Raw genomic sequence first — 21,467 nt, forward strand, 5'->3', positions numbered from 1 at the left:
TTCGCCCCCCGGGCCTGATATTGTTGTTGGCTAGTCGGCGCGCCTTCTGCAGGCGATTGTATCAAATCGAAACCGCCGCCGGCTGGGAGGCCACGGCGGTTCTAGCCAAAGGTCCGAGTCGCCTTCGTCTTTTGACCGGCCCGTTCATGCCGGCCGCCCCGCCATCATCCTAGTGGTTTTTCGGCGCTACGGTGGCAAGGCATTCTCGATCGCAAATTCGGCGATCTAGAATGAACTTGGTTAATTTGCCGTATCGTGACCCGGAGATTTTATTAACTACTGGGCACAGAATTCGCCGAGGATGACACTCTTCTCCTAGCGGTACCGGTGTGGCCAAGTGCGCCCCTTCGAATTCCCGACCACAAGTAAAGCTCTCCCCCTTTGTCAGAATGCAGTCTGCAAAGAGTCCAAATGCAGGGTGAGGCAGACGACGAGTCGGCAGCTTGCTGCCTACACCTTCTTACCCGAGAGCCTGTACGCGCATGATCGCCGCCACGCCGGTCTCGAGCGTTGGCGAGCAAAGGCCCATTTGCGAGTAGACGTGATGCACCTTTGACGCACTACCTTTCCGTACAGCTCGACAACGCAGTAATGCTCCAACACCCCACCGCTGACAGACTCTGCTCTCCGCGCATGCTGAAGCATCCTGCCCTCACCGTGTCCAACATCGATAAAATTGCAAAAACAAGCTTAGGCAGACGCCGACGTTTCTACGGTAGATCGACTTGAAACATCGAAAAATGGGCGGCGGATATGGAACTTGGAATAAACCTCACCGGTGCGGACTACGGTCTTTTTCCAACTGAAAGTGAAATGGATTACTTCGCTAGCAAAGGAATGAGCACGGTTCGACTACAGGTCTCGTGGGAGAACTTGCAGCCTACGCAGAATGGCCCGCTGGATCCCGCATTTATTCAAAAGCTGGAGTCCATCGCCTCTTACGCGACTGCCAAGGGCGCACACGTTATCATTGATGTTCATAATTATGGCTACGGCTACGGCAATCTGATCGGAACCGAGCAAACACCAATCTCCTCCTTTGCCGATCTGTGGGGCAAGTTGGCTGGGGTATTCGCAGACAATCCCGACATCGTCTTTGGACTAATGAACGAACCGCAACTCCAATCGGCAGACACTTGGCTCTCTGCTGTCAATGCTGCGATCGCTTCGATAAGGGACAGCGGAGCAACCTCTCAACAGATCCTGGTGCCAGGACTCTATTGGGATGGAGCATTCTCTTGGACTACTTCCACGAATGCCACAGTCTTGGGAGCACCAGGCGCAATTGTCGATAGCGCCAACAACTACGCCTTCGAAGTTCACCAATATCTCGATGATACGTCGGGTCAAAACAGTTGGGTAGTCTCAGAGACCATCGGTGTGGAGCGCCTCGAAGCTATTACAGCTTGGGCCCGAGACTCCGGCGCAAAGTTGTTCTTAGGCGAGTTTGGCGTCGCGAACAATCCGACTGCGCTTACGGCACTCGACAACATGCTCGCATACATGAGTGCGAATGATGACGTCTGGCAGGGCGGCACCTATTGGGCCGCAGGTCCGAGCTGGAACGACTACATGTTTTCTGTCGAACCTGGCCTGGGCATTCTGGACCAGCCGCAGATGGCCGTTCTTCAAAAATACACCGGCGCGCACTTCGTGCGGACAATTTTGAGTAACGGCGGCACTCAGATAGATACGCTGGTCGATGGCATCACTTCGCCTACAATCACTGACATTTACGACGCATTCGAACATCTGACTTCGCGGACGATATTTGACGCAAATGGCAATGCTCGTAAAACTATTGTCGCACAATCCGACGGCACATACGAACTGACTACCTTCCAGAACTCCGATTCGCCAAGTGCAAGGGTGGTTCAAATCTTTGACAGTGCAGAACGCCTCCTGCAAGAGACATCAATCAATGATGACGGAAGCAAGGTCGTACAGCTCTTTGACGAGCTTAAGAACGCGACGAGCATCGAAACCTACAGTTCGGACGGCTCCTTAAGCACGCGTTTGATCAACGAACCGGGCGGCGCACACGTCTCCACCGATTTCAAGGATGGCGCCGTAACAGCTAAGACCATCTACGACTCTCAATGGTCGTTCATTTCTCGCACGACGTATGAAGATAGCGGAACACTCTCCACCGTCCATCATCGAGACGCTCATGGCAACAACGTCATCGACGAGTATGACGCAACCGGGATGTACATCGCCGTCAAAAACATGTATTCGACTACTTGGGCTGACGTCTCTCATACGTACTTCGACGCCTCGGGCAATGTTACGAAGGTTCAGAGGACGCTAGAAAGCGGCGATCACGAGATCAGTTTGTACAGGTCCGGAAGCGACATTCCCACTCAAATAGAGATTCTCAACTCAGAGTGGCAGCTTAGCTCACGCACCATCAGCAATCTGGACAACACGTACACGACAACGAAATATGCATATCCCGGTTCTTCTCAAGTCATCAGCACCGAGGTCTACGACAGCTCTTGGAGTTTAATCTCTCGCACAACCTACTCATCCCAGGGAGAGCTATCCTCCGTCGAAAAGGTTCTTGAAACAGGTCAACATCAGATCAGTCACTACAATGAACTGTCCAACATCTCCCACGTAGATCTCTTCGCGGACAACGGTCAACTCCTCCAGCGCACGCACTACAATTCAGCAGGAGCAATGACAGACATAGATCGCCTCTTGAGCAATGGTGATCACATCGTTCATACTTTTGATGGTCAACCGACAGGCCACCTTGTTTCCTCGGCGACTTACAATTCGAGCTGGGCGCTTACGAGCCGCACGACGTTTGATGCAGCCGGCCATGTCGTTTCGATTCTCGAGGAGCAGCAAGATGGGTCGCATGTGCTCGCCACCTATCTCACTACACAGCAAACGCCATCGACAATCGATGTTTTCGATCAGTCTTGGAGACTTACTGAGCGGTTTCAACTCGACTCAAGCGGAGCCGTCACTGCAATAGATCACGTAAATCCCGACAATAGTCATACTGTCGAAACATTTGAACCTGGATCGGACAAGGTCCTAAAATCAGAGCTGTACGATTCGAACTGGCAGCTTGTGAATCGCACCGAATTCGACGATAAAGGCTTTTTGTTTCAGACCTTGATTGAGAACCCAGACGGTACGCACACTGTCACGAACTTTTCGCCAGGGCTCTCGTCTCCAGCAACGATCGATACCTTCAGTGCCGATTGGCAAATCACTGAACGTCAGCAAATCGATTCATTCGGAAGGGTTATTGCGATTGATCACGTCAGCATCGACGGCTCCCATGTCGTTGATCAAATCAGCAACGATCTGGGGACTTGGACAACCACAATATTCGACTCGTCTTGGAAAGAACTTTCGATGATCGCGCACAACGGGCTTGAAGGCGCCCAAGCGGCTGGTCTGCTGGCCTCTCAGGGCTACCTCAGCGGTGTAGATTCCTCTTCGCATTCGGCTCTCCCCGATAATCTGGCCTCAGACTTTGAGAGCATTTGGCTGCAGAGTCAGGCGTCATCTCAGCTATTGTTTGCATAGCCGAGCACCGATTGACTGCAATAGACGAGGATGAGATGCCTTATCACGTTGTGCTAAATCGACCTACAGACCTGGCAGGCTTCACCAGGAAGGCTGAGCTTGGTCTCTCACCTCGCCACTCTATGGCCGAACTTTCCAGGCTGCTTAATGCCCAGGTCCATGACGGGGCCGGACTGACCCCCAGCCTATGGGACAAATTGCTAGGCAAACTCTCGCGAACTTCGCCGCTCTGGTGGACGATCGCAAGATCTCTTCGCAAGAAAGTGGCTTCCGGCGACGTTATCTTCTGCACTGGCGAAGACATAGCGGCACCCGTCGCCGCACTCTGCGGGAATCTGCCTCAAGTTGGCTTGGCCGTTATGGCCCATTCAGTGGATAGCCGAAAGAAGCGCCTTGCGCTCCAAGCATTTCGCATGAAAAGCAGGGTGGATCTTTTCTTTACAGTTGCGGAGCCGCAGGCTGCCTTCCTTCGCGAGTTCCTGAGGCTGTCTAGCCGACGCGTGAAATTCGTATGGGACCAAACTGATACGCGCTTTTTCACGCCGGGAGCCGCTTCGCCCAATAAGGCGCGGCCGTCCATAGTGAGCGTCGGCCTTGAGCGGCGCGACTATACGACCTTGGCAAAAGCAACGTCAGATCTTGATATAGATGTGTGCATAAGCGGCTTTTCTTCCGACACGAGGTCTGCCTCGCGCGCGTTCCCGGAACAATTACCTGCCAATATGACGCGGCGATTCTATAGCTGGCCGGATTTGCTTCAACTTTACAGAAATGCTGATGCCGTCGTAGTAGCTCTTTTTCCGAATTCGTATGCGGCCGGCGTTCAAGGACTCATGGAAGGTTTGGCGTGTGGCAGGCCGATCGTTGCGACCAAAACCAAGGGACTTGAAAAATACCTAAATGCTCCAGGACAGATCGTGACGGTAGAACCGGGCAATGTAAGCGACATGCGGAGTGCAATAGTTCAGATACTTGAGGATCGTGAGGAGCGAGAGAGACTATCCGAGCAGGGGGCAACGATAGCCGCAGAGAGGCATCAGCTTGAAAGGTATGTCCACGAAATAGCTGCTTCTCTACGTGAACTCGCGGCCAGGTTGGATGATCGGAACTAGGCGAAATACAGTCGCTTCTGTCCGCCCTAGCGTAATTAATTCATATAGTCCGCTTTCCCGCCAATTCTTTAGTTCTCGTTAAGTGGACCAGTCGCACTCAAATAGGGCTCCAAGTACTTCATCTGCGGCCTATCTTTTCGTGGGTGCGCCCACGTTGTCGCTCGTCCGTTGCCGCCCAACGCCACGTTTCGATCCGGGCTGTTTTTGTCCCACTGGGACGCATACGGATCCAGGAGAAAAATGTAATCGTCCTGCCACCAGCCTCCGCCGGCCCACCACGCCCAGCCAAAGAATACGTCCGCATTCTTCTCGACATAGTTTAGAAGCTCTGTAACGGCTTTGTGGCCGTCCTTGGTTGCGCAGGCAGCAAACTCTCCCACCATTGCGCGTCGCCCCGTTAGCCTTGCCCATCTAACAAATTCATCGAAGTCACTCGGCGAGGTTGACTGAACGTAACAGTCTTTGCCAGCGCTATATTTGTCAAAGTAGTGGTGGATAGAGAATGCAAAATTGTTGAGCGGGTCATGAATGGCTGCCGCCCATGTCCGGTTTTCGCGCTTGGAAAACCAACCTGGATGGCTCCAGTCATTTCCTGAGACTACAATAAGGTTCTTTGCACCGACTCTTCTGATTGCAGCGATGGCTGCGTTCTGCGCATCGATCAGAGTACGAGTATCTTGATCGTGCGGCTCGTTCTGAAGTTCAAATATCACATCCTCATAGTCTCTCCAGCGCGCTGCTATCTTCTGCCAGAGATCCGCGAAGTGATCGAGTGACACCTTTTCTGTTTCGCCCACCACGTACTCGACCCCTTCGATCGAACGCCTGCCAAAGCTGTGGATCTCAATCTGGACCTTCCCACCTAACTTGACGATCGCCCTGACTTGAGCGTCAATTTCTGAGACCTGCTTGACATCTAGCGCACCAAACAATTCCGGCTGCAACTGCTCCCATCCGACGAGCAGTCTTACGAAGTTCATTCTCTTCTCAACGAGAAAGTAGTTGATTGCAGAGTTAGCCGGAAACAATTCACCATTCGCGTAAATCTGGCCAGACAAGTTGATTCCCCGCAGCATCGGAGATTTGGTTGGCTGCGGACGAACATCTGAACCTGTGCACGCTGAATTGGCGAGGGCTACCATCAAACACGCGGCTAATTGCACCACGGTTCGCTGGCGAAGGATCAAAGACAGCACGACGACACCTCAGGAGACCACACCTATAAGCACCAGGATAAATCGACGCCCTCCGGTGAAGGCGAATTCGGCTCAGATACACGTCTTATGGCTTGTTTATCGCAATCTGGAGCGTCAAAGACGCTATTGTGGTTGTGATTAACGATCCGACTACTTACGGCTGGCAGCCCTCTCCTAGACCTCGTATTTCCCTTTCAGTTCATGTAATGAAGACAACATTTCTAGGCCCTCATTCCACCCGCGGGTAAACTTTAGAAGATTCCGCCTCTCTATGGAATTCGTACTGGAAGCCACGAACTTATGTTGATCCATAGCCGCCTCCTCCGCAAATGGTTACCCACAGATTCGATAAGTATCGCCGCTAACGATTGGCCCGCCCGAAGCGGACAGACCATTCCATCGCTCGATGGTCTCCGCGCCGGCAGCGTCATGCTCGTTCTCCTCGGCCACCTAATCCTGCCGTCGTCAATGATTGGCATAAGCGCGCTTGGGCTAGATGTATTTTTTCTTGTAAGCGGCTTTCTTATCACACGACTGTTTTTCGCGGAGGCCAGCGAATCTGGTCAGCTCGATCTCAAAGCCTTTTACCTCAGACGGATTGTTCGTCTTTATCCCGTACTGCTTGTCTATCTCGCCATTGTTCTGACAGTGCAGGCGGCTCGGGGAGGAGATATCAACGCGTTCGAGGTTACTTCAGTATTGTTCTACTTTTGGAACTACCTGACCGCGCATCAGGAGATCGTTGGAGAATCGTCTATCCTCCCGATCGGCGTCTTATGGTCACTCTCAGTGGAGGAGCATTTCTATCTTTTTGCTCCCCTTGCCTTCATTTGCTTCAGAGGTAGCCCGCTCGCCATGCTGCGGGCCACCCTTGCCGTGTGCGCCGCCACGTTGCTTCTTCGATATCTGTACTGCTTTATTTGGCCAGGCATAGAGAAGACACTTTGGATCTATAGACATTCAGAGACACGAGCCGATTCTATTGCTTTTGGCGCTATGGTGGCATGCCTCGTTCAAGTTGAGTCTTATCGCTATATCATCAAGATTTTAGCAAGTCGCACAGCCTTTCTAATCGGAACGATCGTGTTGCTGTCTTCTTACGCTATTCGTGACCCATATTTTCAGAACACGCTACGCTTTACGATCCAGGGCCTAGCTCTCATCCCAATGCTCTGTGGCGTGGTGTTCGGGCAGCCATTTCCCGCTCTAAATTATTTGCTCAATCAGTTCATTGTGCGCTGGATAGGCCAGATCAGCTACTCACTCTATGTTTGGCACGGGGGCATCATATTCCTCTTCAGTTCGTGGGTATTCCAGCTCCCAAACTTTCTAAGCTTGTTCCTGCAATTAGCTCTCACTTTTGTACTCGCCGCTTGCTCCTACTACGTGGTCGAGCGGCCGGCTCTAAAACTCCGCAAGCTGGTCACGAACTCCGCTTCTGGCGACAAGACTGCTACAGCAGCGCCCGAGCTTTGCGATCTCACATCTCGAAAGAGCATGGCCGGATGACCTCTCCTACTTTACTTCAATTGCCCACCGGTGCAGTAGCGAGAGAGGCCAGGTTGCCCCCGATTATGCCTGTCTATGTTGGAATCCAATACGCTCGAGCCATTGCAGCTACTTTCGTGCTGGTAGGTCACGCAATGGACATCCTCCCGGGCTCAAAGATTCCGACAGAGTATAACTTTGGCGGAATTGGCGTAGACATCTTCTTCGTCATCAGCGGCTTCATTATGTGGGTCACAACCGAAGCCAGGCAAATGACGCCGGTCGATTTTTGGCTACGCCGCATAAGGCGCATCGTCCCGCTATACTGGCTTTTCACTAGCGTCATAGTCGTCATCGGCATTATTGCTCCGGGACTTCTGGCCGCAACTAAAGTGACGACGACGAGCGCGATACAATCGTATCTCTTCATCCCTCACTACTATAGTAACTCGGCGTACCCCGACCTGATCGCGCCCTTGCTTGGACCGGGCTGGACTCTCAATTATGAGATGTTCTTCTACTTGGTATTCGGGATCTGCCTGCTTCCAAGTTTGTTCCGTAACCGCTTACTGATCATAACCTCAGTTTTCACAACGCTCGCTATAGTGGGAGCCTGCATGAACTCTAGCGCTCCGATTTGGATCGTCTATACCAATCAACTTCTCATGGAGTTTCTATTCGGTCTTTATCTCGGACGATCGCGACGCACTCTGGAACAGCTTCCATTTTCCATGGGATTTGTCCTCGTTTGCGGCAGCCTCTGTCTTGCCGCAGTATTGTTCATACGGTTCGACTATCCACGCCTAGTTACATTCGGACTCCCCGCTGTCGGTTTTGTAGCTGGAATGATTTGCCTTGAGAGAGCATTGCAAAACAAACCTTCGTCAATTTTCCTTTTCTTCGGAGACGCTTCATACTCCTTGTACTTGTGCCATCTATTCGCCATTTCCGCAGTACTCTTTTTGGCAAGGAAGACTTCCATTTCATGGTATCTCTCGGCTCCATTCGCAATTGCTCTCGCATTTGCGCTCGCAGCTCTGGTTTACACAATGTGTGAGCGCCCTCTTATCAGACTGCTCGCAGCGCGCGAACGGCAGCCAAAACACCATGAATCAACAGCGTTAGAGTCTATATAAGGCCTTGATTGAGGAGCTGCTTCGCTCGGCCAAAGCTGCCAATTTGCAACTGCCAATTTGCAAGCCTCAGCCTGAGCAACGCTCGTCTACTTTGCGGATGGTTCGACGCTGCAAAACTCACGCGTCCATTGCGCCCTACGCTCCAGCCAAATCTGCTGAGTGTTCAGTCGCGCAAACTCTATTCCGTGCAGAGCCAAGACAGCTAGGCGCTCCCGGTCCTTATCAAGCTCAATTATCCGTTCTGCCAATGCAGCTGGAGACGGCCACTTCGCTAGAGCGATCGCATTACTCAGTTCGGCGAGATCACGGAAATAAGAGATGTCGAAAGCGATCAACGGCAAACCGCGCGCCATTGAATCGAAAGCAGCTCGAGGAGTGTCTTCGATCACTGGAGCGGCGAGCGTAACGTGCTGCTCCTGCAGGAGCTCAAACAATTGTCGTCCATAAGGAACTTGGGGGACGAATTTAACTCGGTCTTGAAGACCGCAATCACTCACGCGCGAAGCGAGAACTTCCCGCAAGGGGCCATCGCCAATCACAGTCAGCACGGCGCTACTTCCCTGGTCACGCGCGAGCCTGATGGCATCTATCATCCGATCAACGCCTTTGCTGGGCACGAGCCGACCGAAATAACAAAGGCTTAAAACCGAGTCTCCTCGTCGTAGCCAGGAAGATCTTGCTTCCATCTGCACATCAGAAAGTATGTCTTTGTCAGTGTGGACCGCATCAAAAAAATTCTTTACGTGAGGTAGTCCTTTGGCGAATTGATTAACCATCGACTGGCTCTTGAGCATGACCAGCTGGCTGCTCTGAATCGCCAACCTTAGCTGGCTTTCCTTGAACACGTTTGTGACTAGGCGATGGAGCAGGTATTTCCAGACGCTAATTTCCCCCGTATGCAACTGTTGACTAGCGTGCGGGCGAAAATCGATATCGACGATGAATATTACTGGGCGTCGATGGAGTCGCCCTACGATGTTCACAAATAGGAGCATTGGCCGTCGAACATCCGTCGACAGCCCAGAGTGCACGATCGCAGTCCGTGCAATCACGCGATTCAATAACGAGAGCAACGGCAGGGCGTGCCAGAGCCAGAATCTATGAAGGGAAGCCGCCGCGGGATAGGCGGGCACAAATGCAATCGCGTCTCTCTCACTATCAAACGTAACATAGTGAGTTCTTTGACGCTTGTACTCTCCTTCATCAAGCTGAGGCGCAAGAAGCACCAGCCGATAGTCGCCGCCAATGGATTTTCGGAGTTCTTTTAGGTGCTCTCCAAAAGCACTTTCAGTAGCAAAGCAGCCAGGGGACAATGCGTATGCTGGTGTCTGAACTGCTAGGACATAATCCATGTAGCCTCTCCTTGGACTACCTCCGCCTACGCTAGTTATCGACGCCTGTCCCGCTTGTCGCCCCATCAAATCAACCCATTTGCATCGATTTGAGGCAGGGGACGCGCTCCATGCATTTGCCTTCACCTAAAAACAAGATGTTACCAAGATTCATGGGCAAGCACGCACCTAGCCCGAACTAGCAACAGGAACACGGGCCAGCAGCAGGGCTCGAAACTGCTTGTCCCAGGTTAGCGCGCTGCCAGCAAGAACAACTCCAAAGAGAAGCGCAACAAGTATTGCGCTTGTTGAGTCACCAACGAACATGGTTGCTAAGCCGCTTGCGACCATAATACCAGTGGACGGCATTAGCTTACACCAAATCAAAGAATCGATCTTTCCCACAGCAAGTAGAGCTGCAAAATCGATTGTCACCCGCAGGGTCCAAGCTAAAGCCGCTCCGACTAACCCGAACCATTCTGAAAATAGCCAAACCGACGCGAGAAACGGAGCGATCTCATATATATGTATCTTTGCGGTGAGATCCGGGCGCCCGCGGCTCTGCAAAAACGTGAACGGGATGAAGGCAACACCATTTATCCACGCGCCGAAAATGAGAAAGGGAGCTATCGGAGCAGAAAACCGAGCGAACTCCTCACCCAGCCAGAGAGTCAAGAATGGTCGAGACAGGAGAATGGCGGGCGCACATACCATCGCAAAACCGTATGCCAGCGTGATCGTCGCACGCGATGCTAGTGCCTTCGCATCGACGTCGGTTAGATTTGAAAGACGAGGGAACACCGTTTTAGCAAGAGCGAACGCGAGTATCTGCGATCGCGTAGCCATGTTCATTGGCACGGAGTAGTGAGCTACAGCGGAAGGTCCAAGCAGCTTTCCAATAATCAACTGATCCGCAGTATCCAGAAGCGGGCTGATCATGCTTGTGACACTGACCCAGGCGCCGTAGCCGAGCAGCGCTTTCACGTGCGAGCCACAATTTCGAAAACTAATGGGACGCTCGGTGTAATGAACGTACAACAAAACACAAAAGGCTGTGAATGCTCTACCAAGGAACGTCGCTAAAACGAGTACACTTAGAGCCGGTCCAAAAATCAGGGCTCCGCACAACGGAAGGACTTGTCCTAAAACCCCATTTCCGATCGAGAAGATGTTTGATTCAAGGAATCGCTCACGAGACTCTAACGCTCCCGCTCCCACACCGGCAAGCATATTGAGCGGAAGCATCAAAGCTATCCAAGGGAGCGCCTCAATTATCTCCGACTTGAATTGCGCACCGACGAGTTGGGTGTGAAGAAGGACTACGTGTCCCATCGCATATATTATGACTGCGCCGGTTACTCCCAACCCCAGGTTAAGGTAAAAGGATGAAAGCAGGACCGGCACTCTCTCCTCAGGTCCCGCCGAAGCAAGTCGACTCAGAGCATTGGCAGACGCCCTCGATAAACCAAAATCGAGAAAGCCGACGTAGCCCACCAGAACCCAAATCAGCGAAAGCATTCCGTAGCGATCCGCTCCGATCTTGGAGATGTAGATGGGAAGCACAAACAGAGTGACTACTAAAGGCAAGCTAGCGCCCGCCGCATTTAGCAGGTAGTTTCGCACTAAGCTCTTAGGCCTGCTTGCTCGCTCGACAGACATTATACAGATCCTATACGCTACGTTCCCGCGTTGCGCTTGCTAGTCGCGCTCAATCTCGCCGAACAAACCCGAGATAGCGCATCGCAATTGCATTCCACGACAGTGCACCCTCAAGCTTTACCGCGGCATGCGACGCTAGATGACGCCAGTGATCGATTGGCTGCACTCGAAAAGCTCGAATGGCGCTTGCAATCGACTCAGGAGTAGGCGGGCCCTCGATTTGAATACCGCTTAACCCATCATCGAACAGCTCTGAGAGCCCTCCGGCTCGGGTTCCTATAACAGGGCGACCTGCAAGCCCGGCGAGCACACCCACGCCGCTTTGCGAATTGAAATCTCGGTACGCCAACAGGAACGCGTCAACATCTACAATATATGCAGGTAACTCTTCATCCGGTAAGAAGCCAACTTTCACATCGAACGCCGCCGGATCCATTAACATTGCTCCTTGGCATTCCTGCCAATAGTCCAGCTCGTGCGGGTGAGGCTCGCCGGCCAACATCAGCGAGACGCTAGGATCAGATCTTCGTACGAGGATCACGGCCTTGATCGCTTCGAGGACACTTTTGTTCCGTCGGAACGTTCCAAATAAGAAAAAACGCCCTGACCCAGGACATGGCGCGACCGGCTCAATCTTGAACGCCCCGTGGGGAATCACGACGATTTTCGCCGAGCTGAGACCGTGCTTCTCAACTAGTTCGTCCCGAAGCGCCTTCGTCATCACAATAAGCAGATTTGCAAGACGGTAAGACAGCTTATGAGTAGCCAACTCTACACTGCGAAGAACACCGCTGAAGCGAAAGGCGTGAGGGACAGCGTCATGAACTAGGAAGATTACCCGAGCCCCGGAGAGACGGAGCACAATTAGTAATGGTAGCGTAAAGATTAGGGGATCCGGGATACTGAAGACATATGTGCGAGTTCGTGCCCGCATCCAAACTACCGCCCGCCATGTACCGACTACCCGGCGTAGAGAAGCGAGCGCACGAGTGAGACCCGTGCCGCCCTCCGTGAGTTCGCGACCAACCAGGATGCGCACCAGATTAGGATGTCGGGGTTCGCGAGTGGAGGGCTCGGCCAGCGGAGCAATCATGGCGACGGAAGCCCCCTGCTCTGCGATTGCTTGAACGGTCATCTGAGCGACCCAAGCCGCCCCTGCACGCCAAGCCTTGGTCACAAAGCACACTTCAATCATTCGCATTCACCAAACGTCGATGTCTTCGAGGATGTAGGATTTCGGAAACGGCTAAAACCCTAACGATCGAGAGACTTTGCCTAATCTATCACGGGCCATGCTGATCAACTCGACGGGCAGCAATGCTCGAAGCGAGGCAACGCCAGGTTCGATGCCCCCGATCCTGCATAATGCAAATGCAATCAGCCCCGCAGCCTGCCCAAATTAACATCGCGCCGCTGTCCAGCATTAGAAAAGCTGACGAGTGGGGCACCGAATCGATTGATCAGAAAGCCGATAACCGTCTATCCTTGCTAACCTTTCGTCTTCACCAATTCTCACCTTCCCCTTATTGTTCGCTTCATTTTTGGGGAATCTTCTATATACGTTTCATCATAATACTTCAGTTCTGTAAACCTGAGATGTGCATTGCAATGTCGGTCGCGGTTGTCATTGTTAATTGGAATGGCTGGAAGGACACGATTGAATGTATTCGAAGCCTCCTGCAACTTAATCGAGATGTAAGCATTGTAGTTTGTGACAACGGCTCAACCGATGGATCGTTTTACAGAATTCAGAAGTGGCTGATCGACAATCTTCCTGAGATCAATGCCGAGCGATCGATCTTAGGTCGGAAGAGCGTGGAATTTAGATTTTTAGAGACTGCACCTCACACAGCGACGTCGTCGGATCAATGCGGTATCACATTGATCCGAAGCGATTCAAATTTAGGCTTCGCGGGCGGCAATAACGTCGGCCTGCGATACGCTTTGGCTGGTGGCCATTCGTACTTCTGGCTCCTGAACAACGACACAACTGTCGCTGTTGATGCATTGGATCGGTTGTTGGAGAGGGTTAGCGAGGATGATCGCATAGGGATTTGCGGTTCCACACTCGTTTACTTTGACAAGCCGGACGTTGTTCAAAATCTAGCCGGAGGCGGGTTCAAGAGGTTCAGAGGAAAAGCCTATTCTTTAGGAATGGGGCTACCTCTTTCTGAGCCGATCGACCGCGCTCGCATTGAAAACGAGCTTCGCTTCGTGAGCGGCGCCTCCATGCTGGTCACCCGCACCTTTCTCGAACAAGTTGGATTGATGTGTGAGGACTATTTTCTGTACTTCGAAGAGCTCGATTGGGCAGAGCGATCGCGGGGACGCTTCAAGTTGGCATACGCCCCGCAATCCATTGTACGACATAAGGTCGGAGCTTCAATCGGTACCAGCGATTTCGGTAACCGATCGACCCTCTCCGACTATTACATGAACAGAAGCACTATTAAATTTTGCTGGCGACACTCCAAGATCTCCCTTCCGATTGTCCTTGCCTTAGTTGCCCGAGATGCTGTCCGCTGGTGCAGACAGCGTCAGTGGTCTCGCGCGGCAATTCTCGCGCGAGCCGGGCTTGGCCTTCCCTATAAAGCATAATATTTTGATTGGTTCTGTAATCGATGAGCACGCACAGCACGCTGCGCGAGATGCGGCGATTGGTAGAGCGGGTTGATGTTATCGAAACTCGCGAACAAGAGGACCACTTGATCGAAACGCTGTTGGCGATAAAGGCGCCAACAATCGTTTCTTTTCTCAATCAACACGCATTCAACCTGGCCTTTGTCGAGCCGACGTTCCGAGTGGCCTTGCAACATAGCGGCCTTCTCCTTCGCGACGGGGTTGGCGTGGAATGCTGCATGATGCTGCTGGGTCAGCGCCCAGGACGAAACTTGAATGGTACAGACCTCATCCCTCGCATTCTGGAAGCAGCTAAAGGAAAGCGAGTTGCTCTGTTTGGCACGTCTCCTGAATGGCTGAGACAGGCACAAATACCTCTTAAAGAAAGAGGCATTCAGGTTGTAATGGCTCTAGACGGCTTTCAAACCCATTCAGACTATTTAGACGCGGTGCGAACTTCAGATCCTGACATCGTGGTCCTCGGAATGGGGATGCCCAGGCAGGAACTGTTGGCGGCCGAAATTGCTAATGCTTCAGATCGTGCGAGGCTCATCTTCAACGGTGGTGCCATCCTTGACTTCTTCGCTGGTCGCTTCCCACGCGCTCCCCAGGTAATAAGGGCGGCCAGACTAGAATGGATGTTTCGACTGGGTCAGGAACCCCGTCGGCTGGCCCGCCGCTACCTACTTGGCGGAATGAAGTTCGCTTGGAGGATCTATAAATTGAAGCGAGTACTTGGATCGAACAACGAGGGGCTGGTATGAGCTCCCTGTTGAAGGGCTCCCAGCCGGCAAATACCGGCAGTAAACGAGCACCGTTGATCATTCTGTCTCCGGGGGGCCGCATCGGTAACGGCGGCATCGGAACTGTAACCCGATTGATTGCGACCTCCCTCGAGGAGTCCGAGAGCCATTACGAACCTTTCGTCGTCGACACTGGCGGCGCCGGTTCTGTGTTACACGCGCCTTTTCGCTTCGTATCTGCAATACTCACCTTATTGCGACTCCGAATGATACGGAGAGCATCTCTTGTCCATATTCAGGTCTCGGAACGCGGAAGCTTTTTGAGGAAGGGTCTTCTTCTTTTGCTCGCTCACTCGGTCGGCATGAAGACGATTCTGCACCATCACGGCGCTGAACTCGCGCCATTTTTCACAAACGCCAACGCCCTAACGCGCTCATGGGTGAGCTTTATATCTCGCTTGGCAACTCTCAATCTGGTCTTGGGTCAGCGTTCTAGAGATTTCGTTGTTGACCGGATTGGTGTCGACCCAAGCAAGATAGTTGTGCTTTACAACGCTGTGCGGAACCCGACCACCCAAAGGGAAATAGCTGCGCACTGGCACAGCCCTCCACTGCTGGTAATGCTGGCGCACCTGATTCCCCGAAAGGGGGTGAGCGAACTCTTGCAGGCGCTCGCCCAACTCCGAAAGAAGGGGATCAACTTCAAGACCGTCTTGGCTGGGGGGGGAGAAGTTCTGAGGTATCAGAGAGAAGCCGCGTCATTACAACTTTCAGACCTCTGCTCCTTTACCGGATGGCTCTCTGCCGGCGAGGCGCAAAAGTTATTAGCATTAGCTAACATTGTGGTCTTACCCAGTTTTGAGGAGGGGCTGCCTATGGTAATTCTGGAGTCTCTTAGCCTCGGCAAGCCAGTGATCACGACGCCCGTAGGGTCAATCCCTGAAGTTCTCGAAGATGAGAAAACATGCCTGTTCGTCGAACCCGGGAATGTCGATCAACTGACAGAAGCGATAGCTCGGATAATCGGCGATCAAGCGCTCCGGGCGACTCTTTCAGATGCGGGAAGAAGACTTTTCTTGGAACGATTCGAGCTCAATAATTACATGAAAAGTCTGGTAGATCTGTATTCGCGGTTAGAGAGTAAACCGTCGAAGCAGACACGCGCGGACGGAGGCACAACGTGCCAGCGGTCCTGAGGACCGAGTAGTAGCTGGTCTGTTCATGTCGAGTGTTTGTGCGGCTCGGGATTGAGCGGTTGTGATACCCACTGCCAAGCCCAAAACTTCCGCCATTTTCGAGGCGCTTTCGGGATGATCAAACTCGGGACGTGTAAAGCCTGTGGTTGCTGCCGGATGGCCGAAAGATTTCGAGCGATCTGAGCAGACGACGCTGCCTTCGCCAGCGCAACCGGGCAACGCCTCGGAACGTCGTCGCATCAGCTGTGAGCATGACTTAGATCGGCTTGACCTCGTGGGCTCTTAATAATCTGCGCGCCGGCCTGCTCAGCCACATACCCAAGAGCGCAGCGAAATAGATGGCTCCGGACGGATAAAATGGCAGCGGCGCGAGAACGGAGTAAGCGACGATGAAGGCACCGGTCAAAAAGAGTGCGCGGTGAAATTGCCCCGCTCCATGCGCCTCTCGAGTGATGATGTGGCAGCCGACGAAAAACAGTACGAACCCCACAAGACCCCAGTCAAACCAAATGCCGAGTGTTCCAAGATCGGAAGCCGCAAAAAATTCATTGCCGGTTACATATCCCAGATCCACGGTCGTCGGGGGGATTCCTACGCCATAGAGCCAATTACCATGAAGCAAAAGCCGCGCGACGTCGTACTCCTCCGCCCTGGCACCGCCAGAAGAGTCCGACGAGAAGATATCGAACGGGTTCCATCTGGAGTCGAGGAAGCCGTATAAGTACGTGAGGGTCGCTAGGTAAAGTACCGACAAACAGATCCTTCTAATCGTGAGGGTTTTGAAGTTCAGCATCTCAAAGATTGAGACTATCGCAATGACCAGGATGAAAACTCGCGACAACGAGAGAACGATCGCTGCCCCTGCGATCAAAGCGCCCACCGCATTCTGGACGCTGAACGAGGTTCTGATTCGGCTCAAAAACACGAACCACGCGAAGGTCGAGGCTCCTGTGTAGTTGAATAGACGTTCACCCCGTTCGATGTCAGTCAGCACGAGCGGCTCGAGAAGGATGGAAGGCAGTGTATGCAATTGATACAATACGACCATCGAAAAATAGAATGCTGTATAGGCGAAAGCGTAGGCGAATAGCGTGTTAACGAAGTATTCGCGCAGTCCGCACGTGGCAACATAGTAAAAAGCTATGAATGTAAGAGGCAGAATGTATTGGAATCCGGCGTTTACTAGAACCGGCTGACCGCTGACATTCGAGAATACCTCGAGCTGATTCACAATTAACAGGGCCGCGCCCAAAGCGATCAACACTGGCAGTGCGTTACCGCGAAACAAAGAAGCGAGTGAGTAGAAGATCACCAGAGCGGCGCATAGCCCCAGCACTGCTGGCTGAACCGAAGGATGGTCGATCACCCTATAGAGTCGCGATGTAAAAAGAAGATCACAGAGCAATATGGCGTGGATAGCACCTCTATGAAAGGCGAGTTCTAGTTTGGACAATGCTAGGGACGTCGTTGACGCCTGGGTGGATCGGACAATCACTTACAATTCCAAACGTACACTCGCTGCCGAGCTGAGCTTACCTCGTTGGATGCAACTCCGCAGCCTGAGTCACTTCCTCCTGCATCCCACTCAACGCCCCGTAGTAACACCCGGTGCAATTCGGTCAATTGGTTGACGATAGACATCGCGTAAGAACTGATAGGTGACCAACTGAGTTAGGGGAAATTGCTGCTCCCCCAGCTTCGCAAAGAGGAGAACGTCGCGCAGAGTTCGCCAACGGCGCTCGTCATAATCGGCGATCCGACCGTCCGCAGGAAGCACGAGTTCACGCTGTCGTTCAAGCTCGAACTTGATGCGTTCTGGCTTCAGCCTCTCCGGGTCGAACCTGACGAGAACGGGCACACTGTGCGTATAGTCACCGTAGACGAAACGCCAACCTTTGATAACCCCTGTAAGCACCTGCATGATGGCCGAGGGGCGATCGCGCACGAGATCCGAACTGGCAAAGTATACCAATCCAGGGACATGGATCCCGTAATCTTGAGGTTTGATAACATTTAGGCGGACATAGCCAGGCTCGGATGGCGCCGGCTCCCGATCAACAGGGGCGATGATCGCATCCACCTCACCTGAGCTTAACGCGTCGAAATTGTCGCGGTCGGGCAGCTTGACGATCCGGCTCCGTGGAAGGCGGAGTTGAGCCATCATGGCATCAAAGATCACCTCGCCCTCGCTTCCCCTACGGTAGCCGAGACGCTTGTCGATCAGGTCTGCTGGGCGGCGCAGCCCAGAGGCCTCTAATGTAAATATTGCGATTGACGTGTCGAGCAAGCTTGCCGCGAAAGCGGTCACCGGGGCGCCACCCCAGGCGGCAAGCAAGAACTTCTGGCCACTGGTCACGCCAATCGCGCGCTCGCGAACAACAGTTGCCACAAAATCGAGGTTATTCGGCTCGGCGCGCAGCACGACGTTGTGCGCAAAGAAGCTTTCCCTCTCAGCAATCATTTCTCCGGCAAATCGGGCTCCGAACGATCCATCGAGCAGCACGACTGTGGGCGCAGCTGGTTCGCGGTGGGACGCGACAGGGAACGATTCAAATCGCAGCACTCGGTAGAGCACTCCGGCGATAGCAATCACCGCAAGAGCGATCATTCCGATCAGTAGAAATCTTAGCCTCAAGCCTTGCTTTCGACGAGATAATGTTCGAGCCAATTACATCCCCAGCCGCAGTGGTCCTACATTTGCATCCCTATGATGAGGGTAGTAGGGTTACTTTTTGCTAACTATCGTTTTGACCCTCACTTTGCTCGAATGCGCGACAGTTCCCAGCAAGTAATTTCTAGAAGACGGATTTCATAATGACCGTTACTTCCATCCGGCCTAGCCGCCCCGGTCCGGAGCACGGTGGCTTAGACATCGACATTTCCGAAGCCCCCACAGCAAAATTCACTTCGTCACGTCCGACTTGGTTGCGGCCGGCAATCGCGGAGGGACTTCTGGCGATTACCGACGGAATCGTGATCGTCACCTGCGGTGTGGCTTGTGCGGTAATATATCACCTTTCCTCTTGGTCGGCTGTCGGAAAAGCAGACGTCTATGCTGCGGCAAGCATCTTAGTCGCGATCAATTTTGGCCTACTGGTCGCAGTGCAGCACGGCTACCGGTTAAAGAGCATTACAAATCTGCGGCGGCAGTGGCGCCTGGCGGCGGTAACTTGGACCGTTGTGTTTGCAGCGCTGCTTGCGATTGCCTTCACGATGAAGGTAAGCGAAGAGTTCTCACGAGGCGCGATATTATTGTTTTACTTGGTCGGGCTCATAGCACTCCTTCTTTGGAAGGCTACCGCCTCCCGTCTGACGTTGCGCGCATTGCGTGAAGGCGCGTTTGCCAACAGTCGCATCGTGCTCATTGCCGAGATGGGACTGCCCGCCTCTTCCACCGCGATGATAGAACTCTGCCAGCACGGGTATCGTGTGATGCGGACGCTCGAGATCCGCACCAGCCTCCTCGCATCGCCGCTTCTAATGTCTCGAATCGGCTCCCGTATGGAGGAGTTGGCTACATATGCGCGACAGAATCAGATCGAGCACGTGTTCCTGCTGATGGGCTGGGACCGCCAGCACGCAATTGATAGCATTTTGGACACTCTGAAGGTACTTCCCATCCCCATACATCTGGTCCCCGATGCGAACGTTTCGCGCTTTCTAAGGTACCCTTTAGTCAACGCCGGGAGCACGTGGACGGCTGAACTCAGGCGCGCACCTCTGAGTTGGAAGGAGCGCTTTACGAAGCGCGCTTTCGACCTCGTCGGTGCCTCGCTCGCCCTGATCGTCTTCGCACCGGTCATGGTACTCACTGCGCTTCTGATCAAAGCGAGTTCGCGTGGGCCGGTCTTCTTCCGTCAAACACGCAATGGCTTCAACGGAGGCGCCTTCCGGATCTTCAAATTCCGCACCATGCACGTTCTGGAGGATGGTCCGACCATTGTGCAGGCGAGCAAAAATGATCCCCGCGTGACCAGCATCGGTAAATGGTTGCGCAAGACGTCGATCGACGAGCTACCACAGCTATTCAACGTACTTGTCGGCGAGATGTCGCTCGTTGGCCCTCGTCCTCACGCTGCAGCCCACAATTCCGAATACGAGCGGATCATTGGACATTACGCGTTCCGCCATCACGTTAAGCCCGGCATCACTGGCTGGGCGCAAGTTAACGGCTATCGCGGCGAAACCCGTACACTTGAACTCATGGAGAGGCGGGTGGAGCACGACTTATGGTATATCAACAACTGGAGCCTCATGCTTGACGTCTCAATTCTACTGCGCACCATCGCAGCAACAGTTACGAAGCCGTCGGCTTACTGAGTCCAGCGCACGGGTGCAATGACAGGACAATCAATTTCCACTTGCCGATGCACCCAAGGGGGTCCGCAGCTCACGCCTTTCGTTCCGCGATAGAATAGCGGAAATATTTCACACCTGATATTGTTCCTAGTATGGTGTCCACTCGACCATAGCCGGTCACGGTCAGATCGTTGCACCTGTCAGAGCCAAAGTAGCAAACCTTCACTTTTATGGTCTTGGGACACCTATTTTTTACGCTGACCACGTGATCCAAAAGGCTCGAAGTCGCGACGTGTGGGCGCGCAATTGCTTCCACATCCAAGCAAGGTTTGTTCAACGCGTCCCTACTGATATGTGTGCCGGATTGCTCCCCAGGTCCTTGCAACGTCGCCCGGGCCCCATTTAGATTGCTCGTCTGCGCACGGCTGACGCACATGGATACTGCCGTATGTAGGCCAACAACAATCAGCGCAAGGCACACACGAGTTGTCAATCGTGAGTTCATCGCCAAAGCCTCTCATCAAGCTTGACCCCTGGCACAGAGACGCTCACACCATCCCGTAATAATTTCCTGGCAAGGGCCTCCCGTGGCGCAATGTCTACTCTATCCAAACTCTTGAGAAGTTTGTCCCGTGCAACCGGACCTACTCGCATCAGATTATTTGCAGCGACATCAACAAAGCCACTATTTAGAATGGCTGCAAACTCTAATTTCGCACTGCGTTGCGTGGCGCTATCTAACAGCGGGGAACTTGCTAGTGCGAGACTGTTGCGACGCAAAGCGACCCACCCTTCGTTCGCTCCCAGCGTATAAGACTGTTCGAGATAGCTGAGATATCTGAGGTCGAATCCGTGACGCATCGTCGCCACCGAATAGAGCATCAGCCAAAGAAAGGAATCATTTGGATTTATCGCAAGGGCCGCCCTCAGCAAAACTTCGGCGGAGTCTACTTTTTGATCGGCCTTATCCAAGTTGTAACGTTGCGTCGCTTCTTCGGCGCGCAATGCTAAAAGTGCCTTAGTGTACGTGAGCTCAGGCGGCATAACAGTTGGCTGCGAGATGAATGCCATGCGTGTCTGCATTTCTGCTAGGGCTTCGGGCTTGAAGCGATCATCCCCGATAATCCGCGCTGAAATCT

At 53.1% G+C, this 21,467-nt stretch carries 15 protein-coding genes; 8 read left to right on the forward strand and 7 right to left on the reverse strand.

The features are described 5' to 3' along the window. Positions 1-753 precede the first annotated feature (753 nt). Both XF30_RS33610 and XF30_RS33615 read left to right on the forward strand, forming a co-directional pair. Positions 754-3,549 (forward strand): glycoside hydrolase family 5 protein, encoded by a 2,796-nt coding sequence (locus tag XF30_RS33610; protein WP_109145066.1) that lies wholly within the window; start codon positions 754-756, stop codon positions 3,547-3,549. Between the two features lie 35 nt (positions 3,550-3,584). Beyond that, on the forward strand, positions 3,585-4,661 hold the full coding sequence (locus XF30_RS33615) for a glycosyltransferase family 4 protein (RefSeq protein WP_146207769.1): 1,077 nt from the start codon (positions 3,585-3,587) through the stop codon (positions 4,659-4,661). A 68-nt stretch (positions 4,662-4,729) separates the two neighbouring features. Here the strand turns inward: XF30_RS33615 and XF30_RS33620 are convergent, their stop codons facing one another. Continuing rightward, on the reverse strand, positions 4,730-5,857 hold the full coding sequence (locus XF30_RS33620) for a glycoside hydrolase family 5 protein (protein WP_146207770.1): 1,128 nt from the start codon (positions 5,855-5,857) through the stop codon (positions 4,730-4,732). A 300-nt stretch (positions 5,858-6,157) separates the two neighbouring features. Here XF30_RS33620 and XF30_RS33625 point away from each other — a divergent pair, with 300 nt between their 5' ends. Then, a complete protein-coding gene (locus XF30_RS33625; protein WP_109145069.1) occupies positions 6,158-7,366 on the forward strand; it encodes an acyltransferase family protein in 1,209 nt (402 codons plus the stop codon). Continuing rightward, a complete protein-coding gene (locus tag XF30_RS33630) occupies positions 7,363-8,481 on the forward strand; it encodes an acyltransferase family protein (RefSeq protein ID WP_109145070.1) in 1,119 nt (372 codons plus the stop codon). Before XF30_RS33625 ends, XF30_RS33630 begins: the two co-directional genes overlap by 4 nt. An 86-nt stretch (positions 8,482-8,567) precedes the next feature. On the opposite strand, the gene XF30_RS33635 is transcribed toward XF30_RS33630, so the two are convergent. The 3 genes from XF30_RS33635 to XF30_RS33645 form a co-directional block, all read right to left on the reverse strand. After that, positions 8,568-9,833, reverse strand: a complete 1,266-nt coding sequence (locus XF30_RS33635) for a glycosyltransferase (protein WP_158284435.1) — start codon at positions 9,831-9,833, stop codon at positions 8,568-8,570. A 168-nt stretch (positions 9,834-10,001) separates the two neighbouring features. After that, on the reverse strand, positions 10,002-11,471 hold the full coding sequence (locus XF30_RS33640) for a flippase (protein ID WP_109145072.1): 1,470 nt from the start codon (positions 11,469-11,471) through the stop codon (positions 10,002-10,004). 49 nt (positions 11,472-11,520) lie between these two features. Next, positions 11,521-12,672, reverse strand: a complete 1,152-nt coding sequence (locus XF30_RS33645) for a glycosyltransferase (protein ID WP_109145073.1) — start codon at positions 12,670-12,672, stop codon at positions 11,521-11,523. Positions 12,673-12,842: 170 nt separating this feature from the next. Between XF30_RS33645 and XF30_RS33650 the strand changes: the two genes are divergently transcribed. From XF30_RS33650 to XF30_RS33660, 3 genes are read left to right on the forward strand one after another with little or no spacing between them, the layout of a single operon-like run. Further along, the gene (locus XF30_RS33650; protein WP_158284437.1) at positions 12,843-14,069 is read left to right on the forward strand and encodes a glycosyltransferase family 2 protein; all 1,227 of its coding nucleotides are present in this window, start codon (positions 12,843-12,845) and stop codon (positions 14,067-14,069) included. 23 nt (positions 14,070-14,092) lie between these two features. Next, positions 14,093-14,854 (forward strand): WecB/TagA/CpsF family glycosyltransferase, encoded by a 762-nt coding sequence (locus XF30_RS33655; RefSeq protein WP_109145075.1) that lies wholly within the window; start codon positions 14,093-14,095, stop codon positions 14,852-14,854. Further along, complete coding sequence (locus XF30_RS33660) at positions 14,851-16,029, forward strand: glycosyltransferase family 4 protein (RefSeq protein ID WP_109145076.1); 1,179 nt, start codon at positions 14,851-14,853, stop codon at positions 16,027-16,029. Before XF30_RS33655 ends, XF30_RS33660 begins: the two co-directional genes overlap by 4 nt. Positions 16,030-16,285: 256 nt before the next feature. On the opposite strand, the gene XF30_RS33665 is transcribed toward XF30_RS33660, so the two are convergent. After that, positions 16,286-17,395: an O-antigen ligase family protein gene (locus XF30_RS33665; RefSeq protein ID WP_146207771.1), complete on the reverse strand. Its 1,110-nt coding sequence runs from the start codon at positions 17,393-17,395 to the stop codon at positions 16,286-16,288. Positions 17,396-17,614: 219 nt separating this feature from the next. Further along, the gene (locus tag XF30_RS33670) at positions 17,615-18,637 is read right to left on the reverse strand and encodes an ABC transporter substrate-binding protein (RefSeq protein ID WP_109145078.1); all 1,023 of its coding nucleotides are present in this window, start codon (positions 18,635-18,637) and stop codon (positions 17,615-17,617) included. A gap of 206 nt (positions 18,638-18,843) precedes the next feature. On the opposite strand from XF30_RS33670, the gene XF30_RS33675 reads away from it, so the two are divergent. Continuing rightward, complete coding sequence (locus XF30_RS33675; protein ID WP_109145079.1) at positions 18,844-20,349, forward strand: undecaprenyl-phosphate glucose phosphotransferase; 1,506 nt, start codon at positions 18,844-18,846, stop codon at positions 20,347-20,349. 480 nt (positions 20,350-20,829) lie between these two features. Here XF30_RS33675 and XF30_RS33680 read toward each other — a convergent pair whose 3' ends face one another. After that, a complete protein-coding gene (locus XF30_RS33680; protein ID WP_158284438.1) occupies positions 20,830-21,399 on the reverse strand; it encodes a hypothetical protein in 570 nt (189 codons plus the stop codon). Between the last annotated feature and the right edge of the window lie 68 nt (positions 21,400-21,467).

The organism is Bradyrhizobium sp. SUTN9-2 (genome assembly GCF_003122645.1).
Taxonomy (GTDB): domain Bacteria; phylum Pseudomonadota; class Alphaproteobacteria; order Rhizobiales; family Xanthobacteraceae; genus Bradyrhizobium; species Bradyrhizobium yuanmingense.

Coding starts and splice junctions, on each gene's coding strand:
- XF30_RS33650 (WP_158284437.1), top strand. CDS start 12,843: ATGCAATCAGCCCCGCAGCCTGCCCAAATTAACATCGCGCCGCTGTCC.
- XF30_RS33670 (WP_109145078.1), bottom strand. CDS start 18,637: ATGATCGCTCTTGCGGTGATTGCTATCGCCGGAGTGCTCTACCGAGTG.
- XF30_RS33635 (WP_158284435.1), bottom strand. CDS start 9,833: ATGGATTATGTCCTAGCAGTTCAGACACCAGCATACGCATTGTCCCCT.
- XF30_RS33675 (WP_109145079.1), top strand. CDS start 18,844: ATGACCGTTACTTCCATCCGGCCTAGCCGCCCCGGTCCGGAGCACGGT.
- XF30_RS33645 (WP_109145073.1), bottom strand. CDS start 12,672: ATGCGAATGATTGAAGTGTGCTTTGTGACCAAGGCTTGGCGTGCAGGG.
- XF30_RS33610 (WP_109145066.1), top strand. CDS start 754: ATGGAACTTGGAATAAACCTCACCGGTGCGGACTACGGTCTTTTTCCA.
- XF30_RS33615 (WP_146207769.1), top strand. CDS start 3,585: ATGCCTTATCACGTTGTGCTAAATCGACCTACAGACCTGGCAGGCTTC.
- XF30_RS33630 (WP_109145070.1), top strand. CDS start 7,363: ATGACCTCTCCTACTTTACTTCAATTGCCCACCGGTGCAGTAGCGAGA.
- XF30_RS33640 (WP_109145072.1), bottom strand. CDS start 11,471: ATGTCTGTCGAGCGAGCAAGCAGGCCTAAGAGCTTAGTGCGAAACTAC.
- XF30_RS33625 (WP_109145069.1), top strand. CDS start 6,158: ATGTTGATCCATAGCCGCCTCCTCCGCAAATGGTTACCCACAGATTCG.
- XF30_RS33680 (WP_158284438.1), bottom strand. CDS start 21,399: ATGGCATTCATCTCGCAGCCAACTGTTATGCCGCCTGAGCTCACGTAC.
- XF30_RS33660 (WP_109145076.1), top strand. CDS start 14,851: ATGAGCTCCCTGTTGAAGGGCTCCCAGCCGGCAAATACCGGCAGTAAA.
- XF30_RS33655 (WP_109145075.1), top strand. CDS start 14,093: ATGAGCACGCACAGCACGCTGCGCGAGATGCGGCGATTGGTAGAGCGG.